General features: G+C 56.3%; 12 protein-coding genes and 1 pseudogene. 10 read left to right on the top strand and 3 right to left on the bottom strand.

Features of this window, described 5'->3' with window-relative positions:
- Positions 1-8 precede the first annotated feature (8 nt).
- On the bottom strand, positions 9-905 hold the full coding sequence (locus tag ABWH92_RS15775) for a sugar kinase (RefSeq protein ID WP_375569973.1): 897 nt from the start codon (positions 903-905) through the stop codon (positions 9-11).
- A 268-nt stretch (positions 906-1,173) separates the two neighbouring features.
- On the opposite strand from ABWH92_RS15775, the gene ABWH92_RS15770 reads away from it, so the two are divergent.
- From ABWH92_RS15770 to ABWH92_RS15760, 3 genes are all read left to right on the top strand, one after another.
- Positions 1,174-2,871, top strand: a complete 1,698-nt coding sequence (locus ABWH92_RS15770; protein ID WP_375569971.1) for an EAL domain-containing protein — start codon at positions 1,174-1,176, stop codon at positions 2,869-2,871.
- A 71-nt stretch (positions 2,872-2,942) separates the two neighbouring features.
- The gene (locus ABWH92_RS15765; RefSeq protein ID WP_375569969.1) at positions 2,943-3,311 is read left to right on the top strand and encodes a CidA/LrgA family protein; all 369 of its coding nucleotides are present in this window, start codon (positions 2,943-2,945) and stop codon (positions 3,309-3,311) included.
- Complete coding sequence (locus tag ABWH92_RS15760; RefSeq protein WP_375569967.1) at positions 3,312-4,040, top strand: LrgB family protein; 729 nt, start codon at positions 3,312-3,314, stop codon at positions 4,038-4,040. It begins immediately after the preceding gene.
- Here the strand turns inward: ABWH92_RS15760 and ABWH92_RS15755 are convergent.
- A complete protein-coding gene (locus tag ABWH92_RS15755; RefSeq protein WP_375569965.1) occupies positions 4,037-6,361 on the bottom strand; it encodes an NADP-dependent malic enzyme in 2,325 nt (774 codons plus the stop codon). The genes ABWH92_RS15760 and ABWH92_RS15755 overlap by 4 nt on opposite strands.
- Before the next feature lie 253 nt (positions 6,362-6,614).
- On the opposite strand from ABWH92_RS15755, the gene ABWH92_RS15750 reads away from it, so the two are divergent.
- Genes ABWH92_RS15750 through ABWH92_RS15740 form a run of 3 tightly spaced genes read left to right on the top strand, consistent with a single transcriptional unit; the run spans position 6,615 to position 8,879 of the window.
- On the top strand, positions 6,615-6,920 hold the full coding sequence (locus ABWH92_RS15750) for a PepSY domain-containing protein (protein WP_375569963.1): 306 nt from the start codon (positions 6,615-6,617) through the stop codon (positions 6,918-6,920).
- Between the two features lie 58 nt (positions 6,921-6,978).
- A complete protein-coding gene (locus tag ABWH92_RS15745) occupies positions 6,979-7,494 on the top strand; it encodes a helix-turn-helix transcriptional regulator (protein WP_375569961.1) in 516 nt (171 codons plus the stop codon).
- A 41-nt stretch (positions 7,495-7,535) separates the two neighbouring features.
- Positions 7,536-8,879: a ferric reductase-like transmembrane domain-containing protein gene (locus ABWH92_RS15740; protein WP_375569959.1), complete on the top strand. Its 1,344-nt coding sequence runs from the start codon at positions 7,536-7,538 to the stop codon at positions 8,877-8,879.
- Here the strand turns inward: ABWH92_RS15740 and ABWH92_RS15735 are convergent.
- On the bottom strand, positions 8,857-9,510 hold the full coding sequence (locus ABWH92_RS15735) for a ceramidase domain-containing protein (protein ID WP_375569957.1): 654 nt from the start codon (positions 9,508-9,510) through the stop codon (positions 8,857-8,859). The two genes, ABWH92_RS15740 and ABWH92_RS15735, sit on opposite strands and share 23 nt — an antisense overlap.
- 103 nt (positions 9,511-9,613) lie before the next feature.
- On the opposite strand from ABWH92_RS15735, the gene thrC reads away from it, so the two are divergent.
- From thrC to ABWH92_RS15715, 4 genes and pseudogenes are all read left to right on the top strand, one after another.
- Positions 9,614-11,035, top strand: a complete 1,422-nt coding sequence (gene thrC, locus ABWH92_RS15730) for a threonine synthase (RefSeq protein WP_375569955.1) — start codon at positions 9,614-9,616, stop codon at positions 11,033-11,035.
- Positions 11,032-12,300: a M16 family metallopeptidase gene (locus ABWH92_RS15725; protein WP_375569953.1), complete on the top strand. Its 1,269-nt coding sequence runs from the start codon at positions 11,032-11,034 to the stop codon at positions 12,298-12,300. Before thrC ends, ABWH92_RS15725 begins: the two co-directional genes overlap by 4 nt.
- 110 nt (positions 12,301-12,410) lie before the next feature.
- The gene (locus tag ABWH92_RS15720) at positions 12,411-12,926 is read left to right on the top strand and encodes a GNAT family N-acetyltransferase (protein ID WP_375569951.1); all 516 of its coding nucleotides are present in this window, start codon (positions 12,411-12,413) and stop codon (positions 12,924-12,926) included.
- Between the two features lie 153 nt (positions 12,927-13,079).
- Positions 13,080-15,935, top strand: a pseudogene (locus ABWH92_RS15715) (EAL domain-containing protein); the annotation flags it as partial.
- Between the last annotated feature and the right edge of the window lie 540 nt (positions 15,936-16,475).

Genomic DNA, 16,475 nt, shown 5'->3' with positions numbered 1-16,475 from the left:
TGCGCCCCTCAAACGGAGATGCGCTCAAATTCTTTGCGCGTCGCTTCGATGTTCTCGTGTGTCGGAACGCTGTCTTCATTGCCAAGATGCTGGATGGCGTAAGCTGACGCTGCGCGAGCGAAGCGGAAGTGTTCTGTCCAGGTGCGGCCAGGGAACTGCAACATTGAAACGATGTACGCGCCGTGGAAAATATCGCCCGCACCATTGGTGTCGACGATCCGGTCCATCGGAACGGGCAGCGCATTGACGTGCTGGTGCTCGCCATCCTGACTGTAGAAGACGACGCCATCTGCACCCATCGTCACAGCACCGACACGGCAGCCATATGTCTTGAGCTTTTCCAGCGCGTCCTTCGGTTCCAAACCCCATGTTTCACAGAACAGCTCTGAAACCACCGCGACGTCGATATATTTGAGCAATTCATCGGTGTTCTCGCGCACAGCGCCGCCGTCCAATGACGTTGCGATACCACGTTCGCGGCAAGCCTTGGCGTAATGCAAAGCCGCATCACCCTGGTGACCATCGACGTGCAGAACCTTGCAACCGTCTAAATTGAGATTGGGGAAGGGGTGCAAGTAGCTGTCATCCCGGCAGCGCACGATCGCGCGCTTGCCGTCTTTTGGCATGATAAACGAAAGCGATGCTTCCGATACCTTGCGCTCGTGGATCCGCACACCTGACGAGCGAGCCATTTCCCGGAACATCAGTGAAAGCCAGTCATCGCCGGATGTGCACAGCAAGTCCGGGCGAACGCCAAGTTTGGCCGCTGCAAAGGCCGCCGTTACCGCGTTGCCGCCGTACGACACCGCATAATCATCGGCAATTGTTTTATCATCGCCTGTCGGAAGCGTATCCGTAAGAAAGGTAACGTCGATATAGGCGTGGCCGATGAACAGCGCTTCCATGAGCAGCTCCAAGTCCAGGGGGTCTGTTTTTCGTAGTGTTGCATGGCATTTAACGACGCCTAGGGCAACGTTATGCCATGCGATTGCAGCCGCCAACCATGGTCGGATTTTGCCACCCTGAAAAAATACTTACGCGGTTTATGAAATTCGCGGTGCCATGTTTACCTGATGGCAAGTGCAGGGATGCAAGTTACAAAGGGATCATATCTCGCATGGGCTCAGCCTCTGTTCGGCCGGGAAAATGCGGCGCAAAGCCCAAAGGTTTTCTTTGAAATTGGATGTTCGCCAGCTTTGGTTCTTTGCCTTCGGTTGCGTTCTTGCATTGGCGCCGATGCTCGGAACCTATTGGCTGACCGGTAAGCAGGCTGCTGTGAGCGCTGATGAGCATCTTACTCGCCAGGCGGCGCTGGCTAGCCGCGGTGTTGAAGAGCAATTTGTGGCTCTCACTGATCGCTTGGCACAACTGGCGGAGGCGGCAGGTAACGGTTGCAGCAGTATCGATATTGCCCGGATGCAGGCGACGACGCTTGAAACACCCGATGTTTCTGCGGTGGCGATGCTGAACCTTGATCGCGAAATCATGTGCATGTCGCCCGATCTGGGTGAGGGGGCGTTTCAGCTGTTTGGCGAACCCATGCCAGTGTTTGAAGAGGACTTCACACTGGCACAGGTGCGCATTCTTGATACCCGCATCAATGGATTACTCCTGGAGCTTAGAACTGAGGCCGCTCTGCACGCGCTGTTCGTTCCGCGGCCGATGCTTCCCCATTTTTTCGACGCCGCCGACACGACAACAGGGGTGGTTTTGTCGTTGGGTGATGCTGTGCTTTTTGCGCGTGAAGCAACGACGCATGACGGTGCTAGTCGAGCTGACATTGAGGTCAAGTCGATGCCGCTGGCTGGTGGAACCATGCGGCTTCAAGTCTCTATTGATCGCAACTTGGTCGCGGCAGGCTTGGTACCCATTCGCAACTGGGCTTTAGCCGGTTCACTTGTCGTTGGCGCGTTGATTGTCGTCCTGGTCACGCGTCTCATTCACTACACGCCTGCCCAGGTTAATCAGATTGAGCGTGCCATCAATCAAGGTGAGTTTATTCCTTTTTATCAACCGGTTATTGACATCGAGAGCGGCAAATTGGTGGGGTGTGAAGTGCTCGTTCGATGGGTCAAGCCCGACGGCACGACCATATCACCAGGCGCATTCATCGGATTGGCCGAACAGACTGGGCTGGCCATTCCCATGACCCGCCATCTCATGCAGACGGTGGTGAATGATCTTGAGAAAGATTATGCGCAGCGACCGGGTTTGAAGGTGGCGATCAATCTGTTCAATCACCACTTCACTGACCTTGAGATCATTCAAGACGTGGAGAACATCTTCGGTCCGTCGGCCATTGCCTACAATCAGGTGGTTTTGGAGATCACTGAGCGTGCGCCGCTTGAAAGCTTGGCGCAGGCCAAAGTCATCATGCGTAAGCTCCAACGTCTCGGTTGCCGACTTGCACTGGATGATGCCGGAACAGGTCACGGTGGCCTGGCCTATCTGCAGGAATTGGGTCTGGACATCGTGAAGATAGACAAGATGTTCATCGACCAACTCGGCAAGGGTCGTATCGGCGAATCCATCACCCACACACTAACCGATCTAGCGCATGAGCTCGATATGGATGTGGTTGCCGAGGGTGTTGAGCGCATTGAGCAAGTTGCCCACTTGCGACGCTATGGCATTCGCCAAGCCCAAGGCTTCCTGTTTGCTCCTGCGCTGCCAGCAAGCCAGTATCTTGCCCTAGTCAAAAAACTTGGTGTGGCTGAAACTGGAAAGCGCGCGTCTAGCCGGGCGCAAGAAACCAAACGCAAGGCCGCTACAATTCGTGCTGCCGCCAAACAAATCGATGAGGCCAAAGCCGAGGCCGATTCTGAAACCCAAGCAGCTGAGCAGGCGACGGACAAAGCAGACGCCGCCTGACGTTGATTCACCCAGCTTAACTGGTCAGCACGTTGGCCAGCGTCGTTTACTTCCATTCCCAGGAGCTCGTCATGATCCACGCTATCGCCCTGGTTCTGGGTATGCAGCTAACCGGTGAAGGCATAGCGCGCATTGCTGGTTTTAGCGTTCCTGGCCCGGTGATTGGTTTGGTGTTGTTGGCTATCCTTCTGGCCGCTATACCCAGCCTACGTGCCATCGTTGAGCCTTTGGCCAACACGCTGCTGGGCCATCTTTCGTTGTTGTTTGTCCCAGCTGCGGTCGGCCTGATCCAGCATTTGGGCGTGTTCGCTAACAATTTTTGGCCACTAATTCTGGCTCTTAGTCTGTCCACCTTGGCTACACTTGTCGTGACCGCGACGGTGTTTGTTCTGGTTGATCGCTGGATGGGGTCCGCCAACACTAGCGACGAGGCTAGCTAAATGGACGCGCTGCCGGTCGACGAGTTTCTCGAGCTCTGGGTCTTTCTTGAAGCGACGCCGTTGCTTTGGCTAACAGTGACGGTGATCGCCTACGCCATCGGTGATGGCCTATCCAAACGTGCCAATCGCCATCCGCTTGCGAACCCAGTTGTTTTGGCGGCAGCCTGTGTGGCGGGTGTGCTGTTGCTTACCTCCACCAGCTACACCACCTACTTCTCCGGCGCCCAGTTTGTGCACTTTCTGCTCGGTCCTGCCACGGTTTCACTGGCCGTGCCTTTGGTGGCCAACTGGCCAGAGGTCAAGCGCCATAGCGTGGCCATTGTCGCAGCTCTGCTTGCAGGCGCCGTCACCGCTGTTGCCAGTGTTTACGCGCTTGCCGTGCTGTTTGGCATTGAGGGAGCGGTTCTTTGGTCTTTGGTTCCCAAATCAGTGACCACGCCTATCGCCATGGGGATATCGGTGGAGTTTGGCGGCATCGCATCACTGACGGCCGTTTTTGTCATCATGACGGGCATTTTGGGGGCGATCATGGTGACGCCTGTCATGAACGCGCTGCGGATCAAAGACCCAGCAGCGCGTGGATTTGCTGCAGGTGTTGCCGCTCATGGCATCGGCGCAGCACGTGCCTTTCAGGTCAACCCGGTCGCGGGCCTCTTCGCTGGCATCGCAATGGCCTTCAACGGTCTCGCAACCGCGATCCTCGTGCCCGTGATTGCCCGACTGGTCTAGTCCAGCGCACCGCCGCCTGCCTGAGCGTCAACGCTGGCAAGCGCAGTCATGTTCACCACGCCACGACTCGTTACCGAAGGCGTGAGCACGTGAGCCGGTTTGGATGGGCCGATCAGAATTGGCCCGACATGCAAGGCCTCACCAAGTACTTTGGTCATGTTGAGCGCAATGTTGGCTGCATCAAGGTTCGGCATGACCAAAAGATTGGCTTCCCCTTTCAGATGGCTTTCAGGCATCACCCGGTCGCGCAACACCTGAGACAGGGCCACATCGGCATGCATCTCACCGTCGCACTCAAAATCAACGCCTGAATCTTGCAATATCTGGAACGCTTCGCGCATTTTGAGCGCTGACGGCGTGGGGCGTGAGCCGAAATTGGAGTGCGAAACGAGAGCAGCTTTTGGTTCTATGCCAAAGCGACGTATGTGATGTGCAGCCCGGATCGTTGTTTCGGCGATTTCCCGTGCTGGCGGATCATAGCTCACATAGGTATCGGTCATGAAGTAACCGCCCTTGTCCATGATGAGCAGTGATAAGGTGGAGTAATCGGCAACGCCTGGGCTGGTGCCAAGAATATCGTGCACATGACCAATATGGCCTGAAAAACCGCCCTGCAGGCCGCACAGCAGGGCGTCTGCGTCTCCAAGTTTGACCGCAATGGCGCCGATAACGGTTGTGTTGGTGCGCACCACCGTCCGTGCCGCGTCAGGTGTGACACCAGATCGACCGACACTTTCAAAATAGGCGTCAACATAGTCGCGATAGCGCGGATCGTCTTCTGGATTGATGATCTCGCAATCCACGCCGGGCTTGAGCTTCAGCCCAAAACGTTTGGCGCGATCGAGCATTACGGCGGGTCGACCGATTAGGATTGGCACTGCAATGCCGTCTTCCATCGCGATTTGTGCTGCGCGCAACGATCGCTCGTCTTCGCCCTCGGCATAGATAACACGCTTTGGGTTAGCTTTAGCCTGGGCAATCACTGGCTTCATGATGAGACCAGAGCGGAACACGAAGCGATTGAGGCGGTCCATATAGGCGTCGAAATCGGCAATCGGCTGGTTGGCGACACCGGTCTCTATCGCTGCCTTGGCCACCGCTGGTGCGATCCGCAAGATGAGGCGATTGTCAAACGGGGAGGGGATCAGAAAGTCTGGGCCAAAGGTGGAGGACTGGCCTCCGTAAGCACGTGCGGCCACCTCGGATGGTTCCTCACGTGCCAGGGCGGCAATCGCTTCCACCGCTGCAAGCTTCATTTCAGTGTTGATGGTCCGCGCACCGACATCTAAAGCGCCTCGGAAGATGTAAGGGAAGCAGAGAACATTGTTCACTTGGTTGGGGTAGTCGGAACGCCCCGTGCAAATTATGGCATCCGGTCGAACATCGCGAGCTGTCGCTGGATCAATCTCAGGGTTAGGGTTTGCCAATGCCATGATCAGTGGATTGTCAGCCATCTTCTCAAGCATTTGCGGTTTCAAGACGCCACCTGCGGAGAGCCCGAGGAAAACGTCAGCGCCTTCAATGACTTGGCCAAGCGTGCGCAGGTCGGTGGCTTGGGCATAGCGATCTTTGTAGGGGTCCATCAGTTCCTTGCGGCCCTCATAGACGCAACCTTCAAGGTCGGTGATCCAAATGTTTTCCCGTGGCAGCCCAGCCTCTTCCAGCAAACCAAGGCATGCCAGGGCGGCAGCACCAGCACCAGCTGTCACCAGTTTGACTTGTTTGATGTCTTTGCCCGAAAGTTCCAGCGCATTGCGAACAGCTGCTGACACTATGATGGCTGTGCCATGCTGATCATCGTGAAAGACGGGAATGTCCATCTGGGCTTTGAGTGCTTCCTCAATGATGAAGCACTCTGGCGCCTTGATATCTTCTAGATTGATACCACCGAAGGTCGGCTCAAGCGCAGCCACTGTGTCGATGAACTTCTGCGGATCGCGCTCTTCAACCTCTATATCGAAGACATCGATGCCAGCGAACTTTTTGAAAAGAACCGCCTTGCCTTCCATGACGGGTTTGGAAGCCAGTGCACCTATCGCACCGAGTCCGAGAACGGCGGTTCCGTTGGAGATAACGCCAACCAAGTTGGAGCGTGCTGTGTATTTGGCGGCCGTCAGTGGGTCTTTTTCGATCTCAAGGCACGGGGCGGCGACGCCTGGCGAATAAGCCAGTGCCAAGTCTCGCTGGTTACCGAGGGGCTTGGTCGCGGAGATCTGGAGTTTACCAGGTCGAGGATACTCATGGAAAAAGAGCGCCGCCTGACTCAGTTGGTCCTTGTCGCTTTGCGCACTGTCGGCTTTCACCGGCGTGTCTTCATCCATCGTTCGCTCCCAGACTTGCAAATCACTGTTTAGGCAGGCGTAGCACACTCCTTGGCCCCGTCATCGGGGCAAGAGTGGAAAAACAACCTTTCCAAAAGACAGGGGCATCACGAACCCAAGAAAACTGGGCCATAAACCCAAGTTTATTGTGCCACCGATCAACCTCAGCGCAATGGGAACCACGTCGCACGCAGCCCACCTCATCGACAGCGACGGGCACCCCGCCCGGCGTGTTGTTGAAAGGAACTTAAAAATGACCCTGATGAAAAAAGCCCTGCTTGCCGCCTCTGCCGGTGTTCTTGTCGCTCCGGTTGTTGCACTTGCCGCGCCCACCGTTGGCGATTCTGTTGGAACTAGTCTGGAGGAGGTCATGAACAATCTGACCAATTCAGGTTATGAGGTCCGCGAAATCGAAGCTGAAGATGATGAACTGGAAGCCGTCGTCTTGGCTGACGGACAGCTGCTTGAGCTGGAAATTTCGCCGGAAACCGGCATGATCTTGTCAGTCGAACTCGAAGAGGACGACGATGAGGATGATGACGACGATATGGGCAACTAAGCTCTAGCGACCGGCTGCGTTGTTGAGCGCAGCCGGTTTACCCCCAATGGAAATGCTGATGCCAACCGACTTTTCTGCTCTCGTTCGCCAGAATCCAGGTTTATGGATTCTCTTTATTTTACAGGCCTTTTGCGCGCTGTTCTTTGGGCTAGATGCCTTGGGTGATCTTATCGGGAACCAGAGCCTGGCCCATTGGGGCGAGTCGGACGTGATGGAGTATCTCATCACTGGCGTTTTGGTCATCAGTCTCCTTTTCACCGGTCGGCAGCTTCTCACGCTTCTGGATCGGCAAAAACGATTGGAGCAGCAAATGCAGATTGCGTCTGGCGCATTTGCCGAACTGCTAGAAGCTCACTTTGATGCTTGGGCACTTACACCATCAGAGCGTGACGTCGCGCTTATGGCCATAAAAGGCCTCTCTATCTCCGATATGGCTCGGCTTAGAGAGACCAAGGACGGCACGATCAAGGCTCAATGCAACGCGGTCTACCGCAAGGCTGGTGTCACCGGACGTCCACAGCTGCTGAGCGTGTTCATTGAAGAACTCATGGCCGATGGCTTAGCGACAAGCTAGCCCCATTTACATCATTCCGATTTTTCCAAAGGATCAGAACAATGCGCCCACTTGGTCTGTTGATCGTTGCGCTCGCTATGCTTGCGCCGCTTGTTGCCTATATGCCGCTAGCCGCCCGGTACGATGTCATTCCTCTTATCAGCCAATACATTGGCATCGTAGCGCTGATCGCGATGGCGTTTGCGCAGATTCTGGCCACGCGATTGGCGGGTCTGGAGATGATCTTTGGCGGGCTTGATCGCATCTATGTGCTGCACAAATGGCTCGGCATTGGCGGTCTTGCTGCAGTACTTATCCACGATACGATTGATGCTGATCTGCCAGCGCTGGGCCGTGAAACACGCTTGCACGATTTTGCTGAAACTCTGGGTGAGGTGAGTCTCTACGGCCTTGTGGCGTTGGTGCTCATCACCATAGTGACCTTCATCCCTTACAATCTTTGGCGCTGGACGCATAAACTGATGGGCGCGTTCTTCGTCGCCTCGGTTGCGCACTACGCCCTCATTATGAAGCCGATATCGAACACCGACCCACTAGGCCTTGGTATCCTTATTGTATGTGGTCTTGGGGTTGTCTCTTGGGTGTATGCGCTTCTGCCTTATGGTCTCTTTCAGGGCCGCACAGCTTACCGTGTCGCCGATATCGACAAGGAGGGTTCATCTCTCGCCGTCACGCTTGAACCCAAAGGCAAAGGTATTGTTCACCAGGCAGGCCAGTTTGCTTTTGTTCGTTTTGGGCACGAAGGTGTCGCCGAGACGCACCCTTTCACCATTTCGAAGTCTCCCGATGAGGATCGTTTGCTGCGCTTCACCGTCAAAGCGCTGGGCGACGACACGCGGAACTTCGCAAGGCGGCTAGCCGTAGGACAGGACGCTCGAGTTTCGCGCGCGTACGGCCACTTTCGAGCCTACAAAGGCGATAAGCCTTCGGTTTGGATCGCTGCAGGCGTTGGCATCACGCCGTTTGCTGCTTTTGCTGGCGAACTGAAGGACCACAAAGGAAATGTGCATCTGGCCTACTGCGTGCGTGAGGAAGGTGATGCGGCGCATTTGAATGAGTTGCGCGAGGCCGAGGAGCGCTATCCCAACTTCAAAGTGCATCTGTTTGAAAGCGGCAAAGGTCAGCGCTTGACGACTGACAGTCTCGCCGAGCGTGTCGATGTCGATTGGCACCAAGCGCGCGTGGCCTATTGTGGTCCCGAATCCCTGCGTGAAACGCTGCGCAAAGGGTTGGTCGGAAGAGGTCTTAAACGCCGCCACTTTGCTTTTGAGGCGTTTGAAATCCGTTCAGGGATCGGCATTCGCAAGATGGTGAGTTGGTTTTTGAAGCGCTTTGGCCTCAACAGCGGCCCATTGAGCAGTGTTATCGCGCTCGCTCGTCGCTAGGGTCTTCACGTAACAAGCCGAGCACGACGAGATAAAGCGTTATCGCGTTGAGAATATGCCAAATGAAATGGGTGCCAAATGGGACAGCATCACAAAGTGGCATGTCCAGGGTTCGTAGGGTCAGGGAGAGCGCGAATGCCGCTGTGGCCAAAACGAAGAAACGTGCAAACACATCTCGTTTGCGCACCAACACAACAGCGAACAGCGCCAGAGTGAGAAGTGCTGGCAGATAGCTTGCGGAGCCACCCGGTATCACCGTGGCGAGCGGCGACGATCCCACCATGACGCCTGATAGGAAAAACACCATCACGCCCAGGGCCGCAAACTGTGCTGCCAGGCCAAAGCGCCGCTGAAGGCCAACAAACACCGCAGCCAGCATAAAAAGCATGATAGGCAGAACGTCTGAAATGGCTGCCCAGCGTGTGGCAAATGTGTGAAACAAAAAAGAGCCGACCCCAATCAGCGCAACCAGACCGGTTAGCGCAAGCGCCGCCAGGTCGCCCGAACGATAAAGGCGTCGAAACAAAACAAACGCTGCAATGAGGAAGGCTCCGTTTGTGACGGCGTTCAGCGGTTCGGCCCAAAACGCTGCATCCAAACGCTCACAATACGCGTCGATGAAATCGTTCATGGGGTCTTTCTGCCTCGCTGATCGCTAGACGATGCGTCATCGGTGGCGTAACAGATGCGCGCACCATTCCGAAGCCTTTGATTTACGATCTGTCGAGCACCTCTTGTTGTATCACTCCACACGCGGCGGCTCTGAGCGCCTAACCTTTGCCGATGCTTTGCTGGCAGGCCTTGCGCCTGACGGCGGGCTCTACATGCCCGAAAGCGTCCCGACGCTGTCGCATGACCAAATTCGCGCCATGCGGGGTAAGCCCTATGCGACGGTTGCCTTTGAGGTCATCCATCCGTTTGTCGGCGGCACGATTGATGATGATACTTTAAGGACCATCATTGACGGGGCCTATGGCACGTTTAGGCACACCGCCGTGACACCGCTGGTTCAGCTTGATGAGCGCCATCTGGTGATGGAGCTGTTCCACGGTCGTACACTCGCCTTCAAAGATGTGGCTATGCAGTTCCTGGCGCGCGCTATGGATCATGTTCTGGCCGAACGTGACCAACGTGCCACCATCGTCGGTGCAACCTCAGGCGATACAGGCGGGGCGGCGATTGATGCATTTCTGGGCCGTGAGCGCACCGATATGTTCATCCTGTATCCAGATGGACGCGTCTCCGACGTTCAGCGCCGACAGATGACCACCTCTGCTGATGGCAACGTTCACGCGCTTGCTATTGATGGCACATTCGATGATTGCCAGCGCATCGTGAAGAGCATGTTCACGCACACTGCGTTCCGCGAGCAGGTTGCGCTGTCTGGTGTGAACTCGATCAATTGGGCGCGTATCGTCGCGCAAATTGTCTACTATTTTACCTCCGCTGTCGCCTTGGGAGCACCGGACCGCAAAGTGTCTTTCTGTGTTCCAACCGGCAATTTTGGCGACATTCTTGCTGGCTGGGTTGCCAAGCAAATGGGTCTTCCCATTGATCGATTGATCATCGCCACCAACACCAATGACATTTTGGCCCGCACGTTGGAAACCGGTCGCTACGAGGCAGCTGACGTTGTGCAGACCACGTCCCCGTCAATGGACATTCAAGTCTCTTCGAATTTCGAGCGGTTGCTTCATGCTGCTATGGGCAAAGACAGCAACGCGCTCGGCGAGCTGATGAGCAGCTTGAAACAATCTGGATCCTTCACTGTTCCTGAAGAGGCACTGGAAGCTCTGCGTTCTGACTTTTCCGCTGCGCGCGCCGGTGAGGATGCTGTTGCAACAACCATGAAACGGGTGTTGGCCGAACAAGGCTATGTGCTCGACCCGCATACCGCAGTCGGCGTTGCGGTCGCCCATCACGTGGCTGACGAAGAAAACCTGGATCCCTCAATCCCGATCATCACGCTTGCCACAGCTCATCCGGCAAAGTTTCCAGCGGCAGTCGAGGCAGCGACGGGCGTGAATCCCGCACTTCCACCGCATCTTGCTGATCTGATGGAGCGAGACGAGCATATGGACCGTCTCCCGAACGATCAGAAAGCCGTAGAAGACTTCGTCGTCTCCAAGGCGCGCATCGCGGCGGGTGGCGCTTGACTGACGTTTCCCGGCTGCCATCAGGCTTGACGGTTGTTACCGAGACTCGCGTCGATGTCGAAACCGTAGCGTTGGGCGTTTTTGTCAATGCCGGAACGCGCGATGAGCGCCCTGATGAACATGGCCTTGCGCATTTCCTTGAGCATATGGCGTTCAAAGGCACCCGACGGCGTTCCGCCTACCAAACTGTAGCCGATATTGAAGCGCTTGGTGGGGACATCAACGCCGAAACCAGCCCAGAAGCGACCAGCTACACCGTGCGCATGTTGGCCGAGGATTGGCGCGTTGGGTTGGACGTGCTGTTGGATATCGTCTGTGCTCCAAACTATCGCCTGTCTGATATTGCGCTGGAACAAGATGTTGTCGTTCAAGAAATCGCTGGCGCGATGGATGTTCCCGATGACCGATTGATTGATGGCATAGGGCTTGCCGCGTTTAAGGGCGATGCCATTGGCCAACCCATTCTGGGTACCGAAGAGACTGTGCGATCTTTGCGCCCGGAAAGCTTGCAAGCCTTCCAAGCGCGAACATACGCACCCGATAGCACGATCATCACGGCGGCGGGCGCTGTTCAGCATGAGGAGTTGATCGTCGCCATCGAGCAAATCGCACCAAGCTTTCCCGCCGTCTCGGCAGCGCCGCGAACTTTGCCGCAGGCTTCTGCGGGCAGTTTCTTTGAGGTTCGCGACACTTTTGACACTCATCTCGCCTTAGCGTGGCCGGCGCCAGCCTTTGGGGCTCCGCACTCTGTGGCACATGCCTTTGCGGTCCAGATGCTCGGTGGTGGCATGACATCTCGGCTTTTCCAGTCGATCCGCGAAGAGGCAGGTCTTGCCTATGCCGTGGACGCCTATCAGATGATCTACAGCGATTGTGGTCTGGGCGTCATCCAGACGGCCACCTCTGCTGACACTGTGAGCCCAATGATTGAACGGTTACGTGAAGAACTCTTGCGGTTTGGTGAGGATATGAGCGCGGACGAGTTGGTGGCGGCCAAACGTCAGTTCCGCGCATCGCTTGCGATGGCCTCTGAGAGCCTGCCTGGCATCGCGGCACGGCACGCTCGCCAACTTGCCATTCTGGGTGATTTGCGTCCTCGCAAGCGTCTTGAGCAAGAGATTGAAGAGACAAGTCTGGAAGATGTCAAAGATGTCTGGCTTTCTGTCATGCAGCGCGCCACATTTGCCAAAGCTGGGGTTGGTGACGCCAAAGCGCTTGACCTTTGGGCCGATTGGCCGATGGTATGCAAGAAATCCGGGGTGTAAGGCTGCAGGGCCTGCATTCTGTTTGTTACAATCAAACACGCTGACCACCTGTGACGTTTTTTCGTTCTCTTTCGCAACCATCACCGCCGATCTTTGAAAGCGAACGCTGTTTGGTTCGCGCCCCTGAAGAGGCCGATTTTGAGCGGTGGGCTGCGTTGCGGGCGCAAAGTCAAACATTTCTTGAGCCATTTGAGCCGCGTTGGCCGGTTGGTGAACTCACACGTCCATCCTTTCGCCGTCGGCTGCGCCGTTATGCGCAGGATGCGCGCGATAAGCAGGGCTACGCCTTTTTCGTGTTTGACAAAAATGGCGAGAGTCTTCTCGGCGGGCTCACTATTTCCAACATTCGGTATGGCGTCAGCCAGTCCTGCAGCTTGGGTTATTGGATGGGTGAACAGCATGCTGGCAAAGGCTATATGAGCGAAGTTTTGCCCGCCATGTTCCCATTCCTATTTGGCGAACTGGGCATGCACCGCATCGAAGCAGCGTGCCTGCCAGACAATCAGGCATCTATAAATTTGCTTCAGCGCGTTGGTTTTCAGGAAGAAGGATTGGCCAAAGCCTATCTGAAGATCGACGGGCGTTGGCAGGATCACCGCCTGTTCGCCAAAATCTCTCCGCTTTGACCCGCCAAGCTGCGGCGAATGGCCGACGGTTCAACAACGGACACCGCTTGTACACAAGGCCTCGAAACGATAGGGAACCAGGCCTTGGTGCGAGCGCCTTTTCGCGCCATGATGACTCGCGCTTGTCTGAATCAGTAACGTAACCAGACCGCCATCGGGAGAAGCCGCTCTTTGCGCCTGCTGCACGCCCTCTTCTTAAGCCTTATCTGCTTGGTCACGACGCCGGCTGCCGCTCTTGATGCAATCAACGTGCCGTTGGATGTCGAAGCGCTCGATCTTACCCGAGCCGTTGATCGTTTTGTTGATGTGGGTGACCGCATTCAGGTTTCCACTGCGCCTGGACTTGATGGCATTGTGCGTCGGATCGAAGTGCGTGCGCGTGAAGCTGACAGCAATGGCAGCTGGATTGTCTTTGCGCTTACAAACACGTCCAACGAACAGATCGACCGACTTTTGGTTGCGCCGCACTTTCGTTTGGCCAACAGTCAAATCATCTGGCCAGATCTTGGCGCCTCTCGCCTGGTCGCGATTTCGCCCAGCCAAGGCCTCGCGCCAGAGCGCTTAGAAAGCCAGGAGGCCGATGTTTTCCGCATCACGCTCGACCCTGGTGCGGTTGTTACGTACGTTGTCGAGTTGCGCACACCGGGTCTGCCACAGCTCATTCTCTGGGAAGATGATGCTTACCGTGACAGCGTCAATGCCACCACGCTCTATAAGGGCATCGTGCTCGGCATTGCTGGTCTGCTGGCACTCTTCCTGACGATCCTTTTCATCGTCAAACGCTCCGCCATGTTCCCTGCTGTGGCAGGTGTGGCGTGGGCAGTGCTCGCCTACCTTGCCATCGAGTTTGGGTTTTGGAACCAGATTTTCGATCTGCAACCAGGCGACGAACAGGTGAGCCGCGCCATCGCCGAGGTGGTATTGGCGGCGGCACTGGTGCTCCTCATCTACGCCTATTTGAGCCTAGGTGCGGTCCACAACGTTTTCTTCCGAATAGGGCTTGTCTGGGCAGCGTTCTTTTCATCGCTCATCGGCTTGGCCGTCTTCGATCCACAAATTGCGTCTGGCATAGCCCGCATGGGTTTGGGTGTGATCGGTATTGGTGGGCTGCTGGTTATCGTGCCCATGTCTTTGCAGGGCTATGACCGCGCCGTTCATTTGATCCCTAGCTGGACGGTTTTCATAGCTTGGCTTTTGGCCGCTTGGCTTGCCGTCTCTGGCTACATCGTCAACGATCTGGTCTCGCCAGCATTAGCCGGTGGTCTGGTCCTGCTGGTCTTGTTGTTGGGCTTTACCGTCATGCAGCACGCCTTTGCAGGTGGGACGCTGGCCGAAGGATTGGTGTCAGATTCTGAGCGCAAAGTGCTGGCGCTTAGTGGGTCTGGTGACCTGGTCTGGGATTGGGACCTTGCCAAAGATCGCGTCTATTCCTCGCCTGCTACCGAAGACATTTTGGGTCTCAAACGTGGCTCACTAGCAGGTCCTTTCCAAGACTGGATCAGCGCCATTCACCCCGGCGAACGCGACCATTTCCGCCATGTGGTGGAAACGGTGGTAGCAACCGGTCGTGGCCGCATCGATCAAACACTTCGCATGCGCGCCGAAGACGGTCACTTCAAATGGTTTCGACTGCGCGCCCGTCCGGTGGTAGCGGATGAAGGCGTGTTCCGCCTGATCGGCACCATGCTTGATGTCACCGAGATGAAGACAACGCAGGAACGGCTGCTGCGCGATGCCATCCACGACAGCTTGACCGGCCTGCCCAATCGCGAGCTTTTCCTTGATCGCACCCAAACAGCGTTGGAACGCGCACGCGCTGAAGAGATTGCGCGCCCCACACTGGTTGTGGTGAACATCGATCATTTCTCGCAGCACAACGAAGCGGTCGGTACCAGCGCAGCGGACTCTCTGCTGACCATGGTAGCACGGCGAATTGACCGGTTGTTGAAGCCCAATGACACCCTCGCCAGGTTTAGCGGTGATCAGTTCGGCATCCTTTTGCTTTCGGAGCAGAAGCCAGCGTCCGTTGCTCGGCTAACTGAACAAATCCGGCGCGCGCTTAAGACTTCCGTTGTGTTCGGCGATGATGAGGTCAATCTGACCGTTTCCATCGGCGTTGCAACCTACGATCCGAATGCGGATGGGGCTGAGGACTGTTTGCGTGATGCTGAGATTGCGATGGCGCATGCCAAGCGTCTTGGCGGCGACCGCTGCGAGGCCTTCCGTCCATCGCTGCGCGAGCACGGTCGCTCCATCGCCGCTGTAGAGGCCGACCTTCGTAAGGCGCTTGATAATGACGAACTAACGGTTTTCTACCAGCCCATCATTCGTTTGGAAGACCGCAAGCTTGCAGGCTTTGAAGCGTTGTTGCGCTGGGATCACCCGCGTCACGGTCGCATGGCACCGGCTGAGTTCGTGCCAATTGCTGAGCGTTCCGGTCTGATCATTCCGGTTGGCCTGTTTGTGCTGGAACGTGCCGCTCGCGATCTTAACCGCTGGATGCGCAACGACTCCAATGCCGCAGGACTGTTCACCAGCGTCAACATCTCCTCGCGACAACTTCTGCGACACGACCTATTGAACGATCTTCGCGCTATTCTCGCGCGCGCCGATCTGCCGGGGTCGGCACTCAAGCTTGAGTTGACCGAATCGCTGGTGATGGAGAACCCTGAATACGCCTCGCAAGTGCTTGCGCGGTGTCGCGAGCTAGGCATCGGCCTTTCACTCGATGACTTTGGTACGGGCTATTCATCGCTGGCCTACCTCCAGCGCTTCCCGTTCGACACGATCAAGATCGACCAATCCTTCGTCACCGATATGGTGCCGGGCGAGCCTGCTGTGGTGCTCGCTGCTATCGTCGCACTTGGTCACGACCTTGAAATGGACATCGTTGCCGAAGGCATTGAAAGCGAAGAGGTTGCGGTTGAGCTTGCCAAACTTGGATGCGAGTACGGCCAGGGCTTCCAGTTTGGCCATCCCATACCAGCGTCTGGCGTTCCAACCTTCTTGCGTTCGTTCGGCCAGGAAATGGCACTGAAAGAACAGGCCTCGGCCACAACGACGCCTGAGCAACCTGCGATCGCTCCTCCTAAGCAAGCTGCACCGCGTCCCGCCGCCAGTGCGCAGCACCAAGCAAGACCCGCTGAGCCTACCTCCGAAGCCTCGCCACCGCCGCCACCTGTCTCCCGTCCAGAACGGCCTCGTGCTCGCCCTGCTACGACGACGTCGGCGGCGAGTGCTTCCTCATCTTTCAAGGGGTCCGACTCCAAGAGCTCCGAACGCGTCGAAAAGCCAACGATCAAACCGGCAGAGCCTTTGCGCAGCAAAAAGTCTTCCGAACCCAAGGAAGACGAAGCTGTTGTCATTGAACATGATGCCAATGAAACAGCGGGCGAGGACAAGAGCTCAGTTGAGAAGGACGCTGCCAAGGAAAAGACCAAAGCCAAAAGCGAAGACAAGCCAGCCGAAGACGGTGGCGATCAAACCTCAGGCGCGAACGGCAATGCTTCAAGCAAGCCGTACGCGTCTAAAGATAAGGCCAAGACCAAA

The sequence above is a fragment of the Ahrensia marina genome (genome assembly GCF_042140245.1).
Classification (GTDB): domain Bacteria; phylum Pseudomonadota; class Alphaproteobacteria; order Rhizobiales; family MH13; genus MH13.
The sequence above is the reverse complement of the archived record's forward strand: the minus strand, read 5'-3'. Positions and strand labels throughout refer to the sequence as shown.

Coding starts and splice junctions, on each gene's coding strand:
- ABWH92_RS15735 (WP_375569957.1), bottom strand. CDS start 9,510: ATGAACGATTTCATCGACGCGTATTGTGAGCGTTTGGATGCAGCGTTT.
- ABWH92_RS15755 (WP_375569965.1), bottom strand. CDS start 6,361: ATGGATGAAGACACGCCGGTGAAAGCCGACAGTGCGCAAAGCGACAAG.
- ABWH92_RS15745 (WP_375569961.1), top strand. CDS start 6,979: ATGCCAACCGACTTTTCTGCTCTCGTTCGCCAGAATCCAGGTTTATGG.
- ABWH92_RS15760 (WP_375569967.1), top strand. CDS start 3,312: ATGGACGCGCTGCCGGTCGACGAGTTTCTCGAGCTCTGGGTCTTTCTT.
- ABWH92_RS15740 (WP_375569959.1), top strand. CDS start 7,536: ATGCGCCCACTTGGTCTGTTGATCGTTGCGCTCGCTATGCTTGCGCCG.
- ABWH92_RS15765 (WP_375569969.1), top strand. CDS start 2,943: ATGATCCACGCTATCGCCCTGGTTCTGGGTATGCAGCTAACCGGTGAA.
- ABWH92_RS15750 (WP_375569963.1), top strand. CDS start 6,615: ATGACCCTGATGAAAAAAGCCCTGCTTGCCGCCTCTGCCGGTGTTCTT.
- ABWH92_RS15775 (WP_375569973.1), bottom strand. CDS start 905: ATGGAAGCGCTGTTCATCGGCCACGCCTATATCGACGTTACCTTTCTT.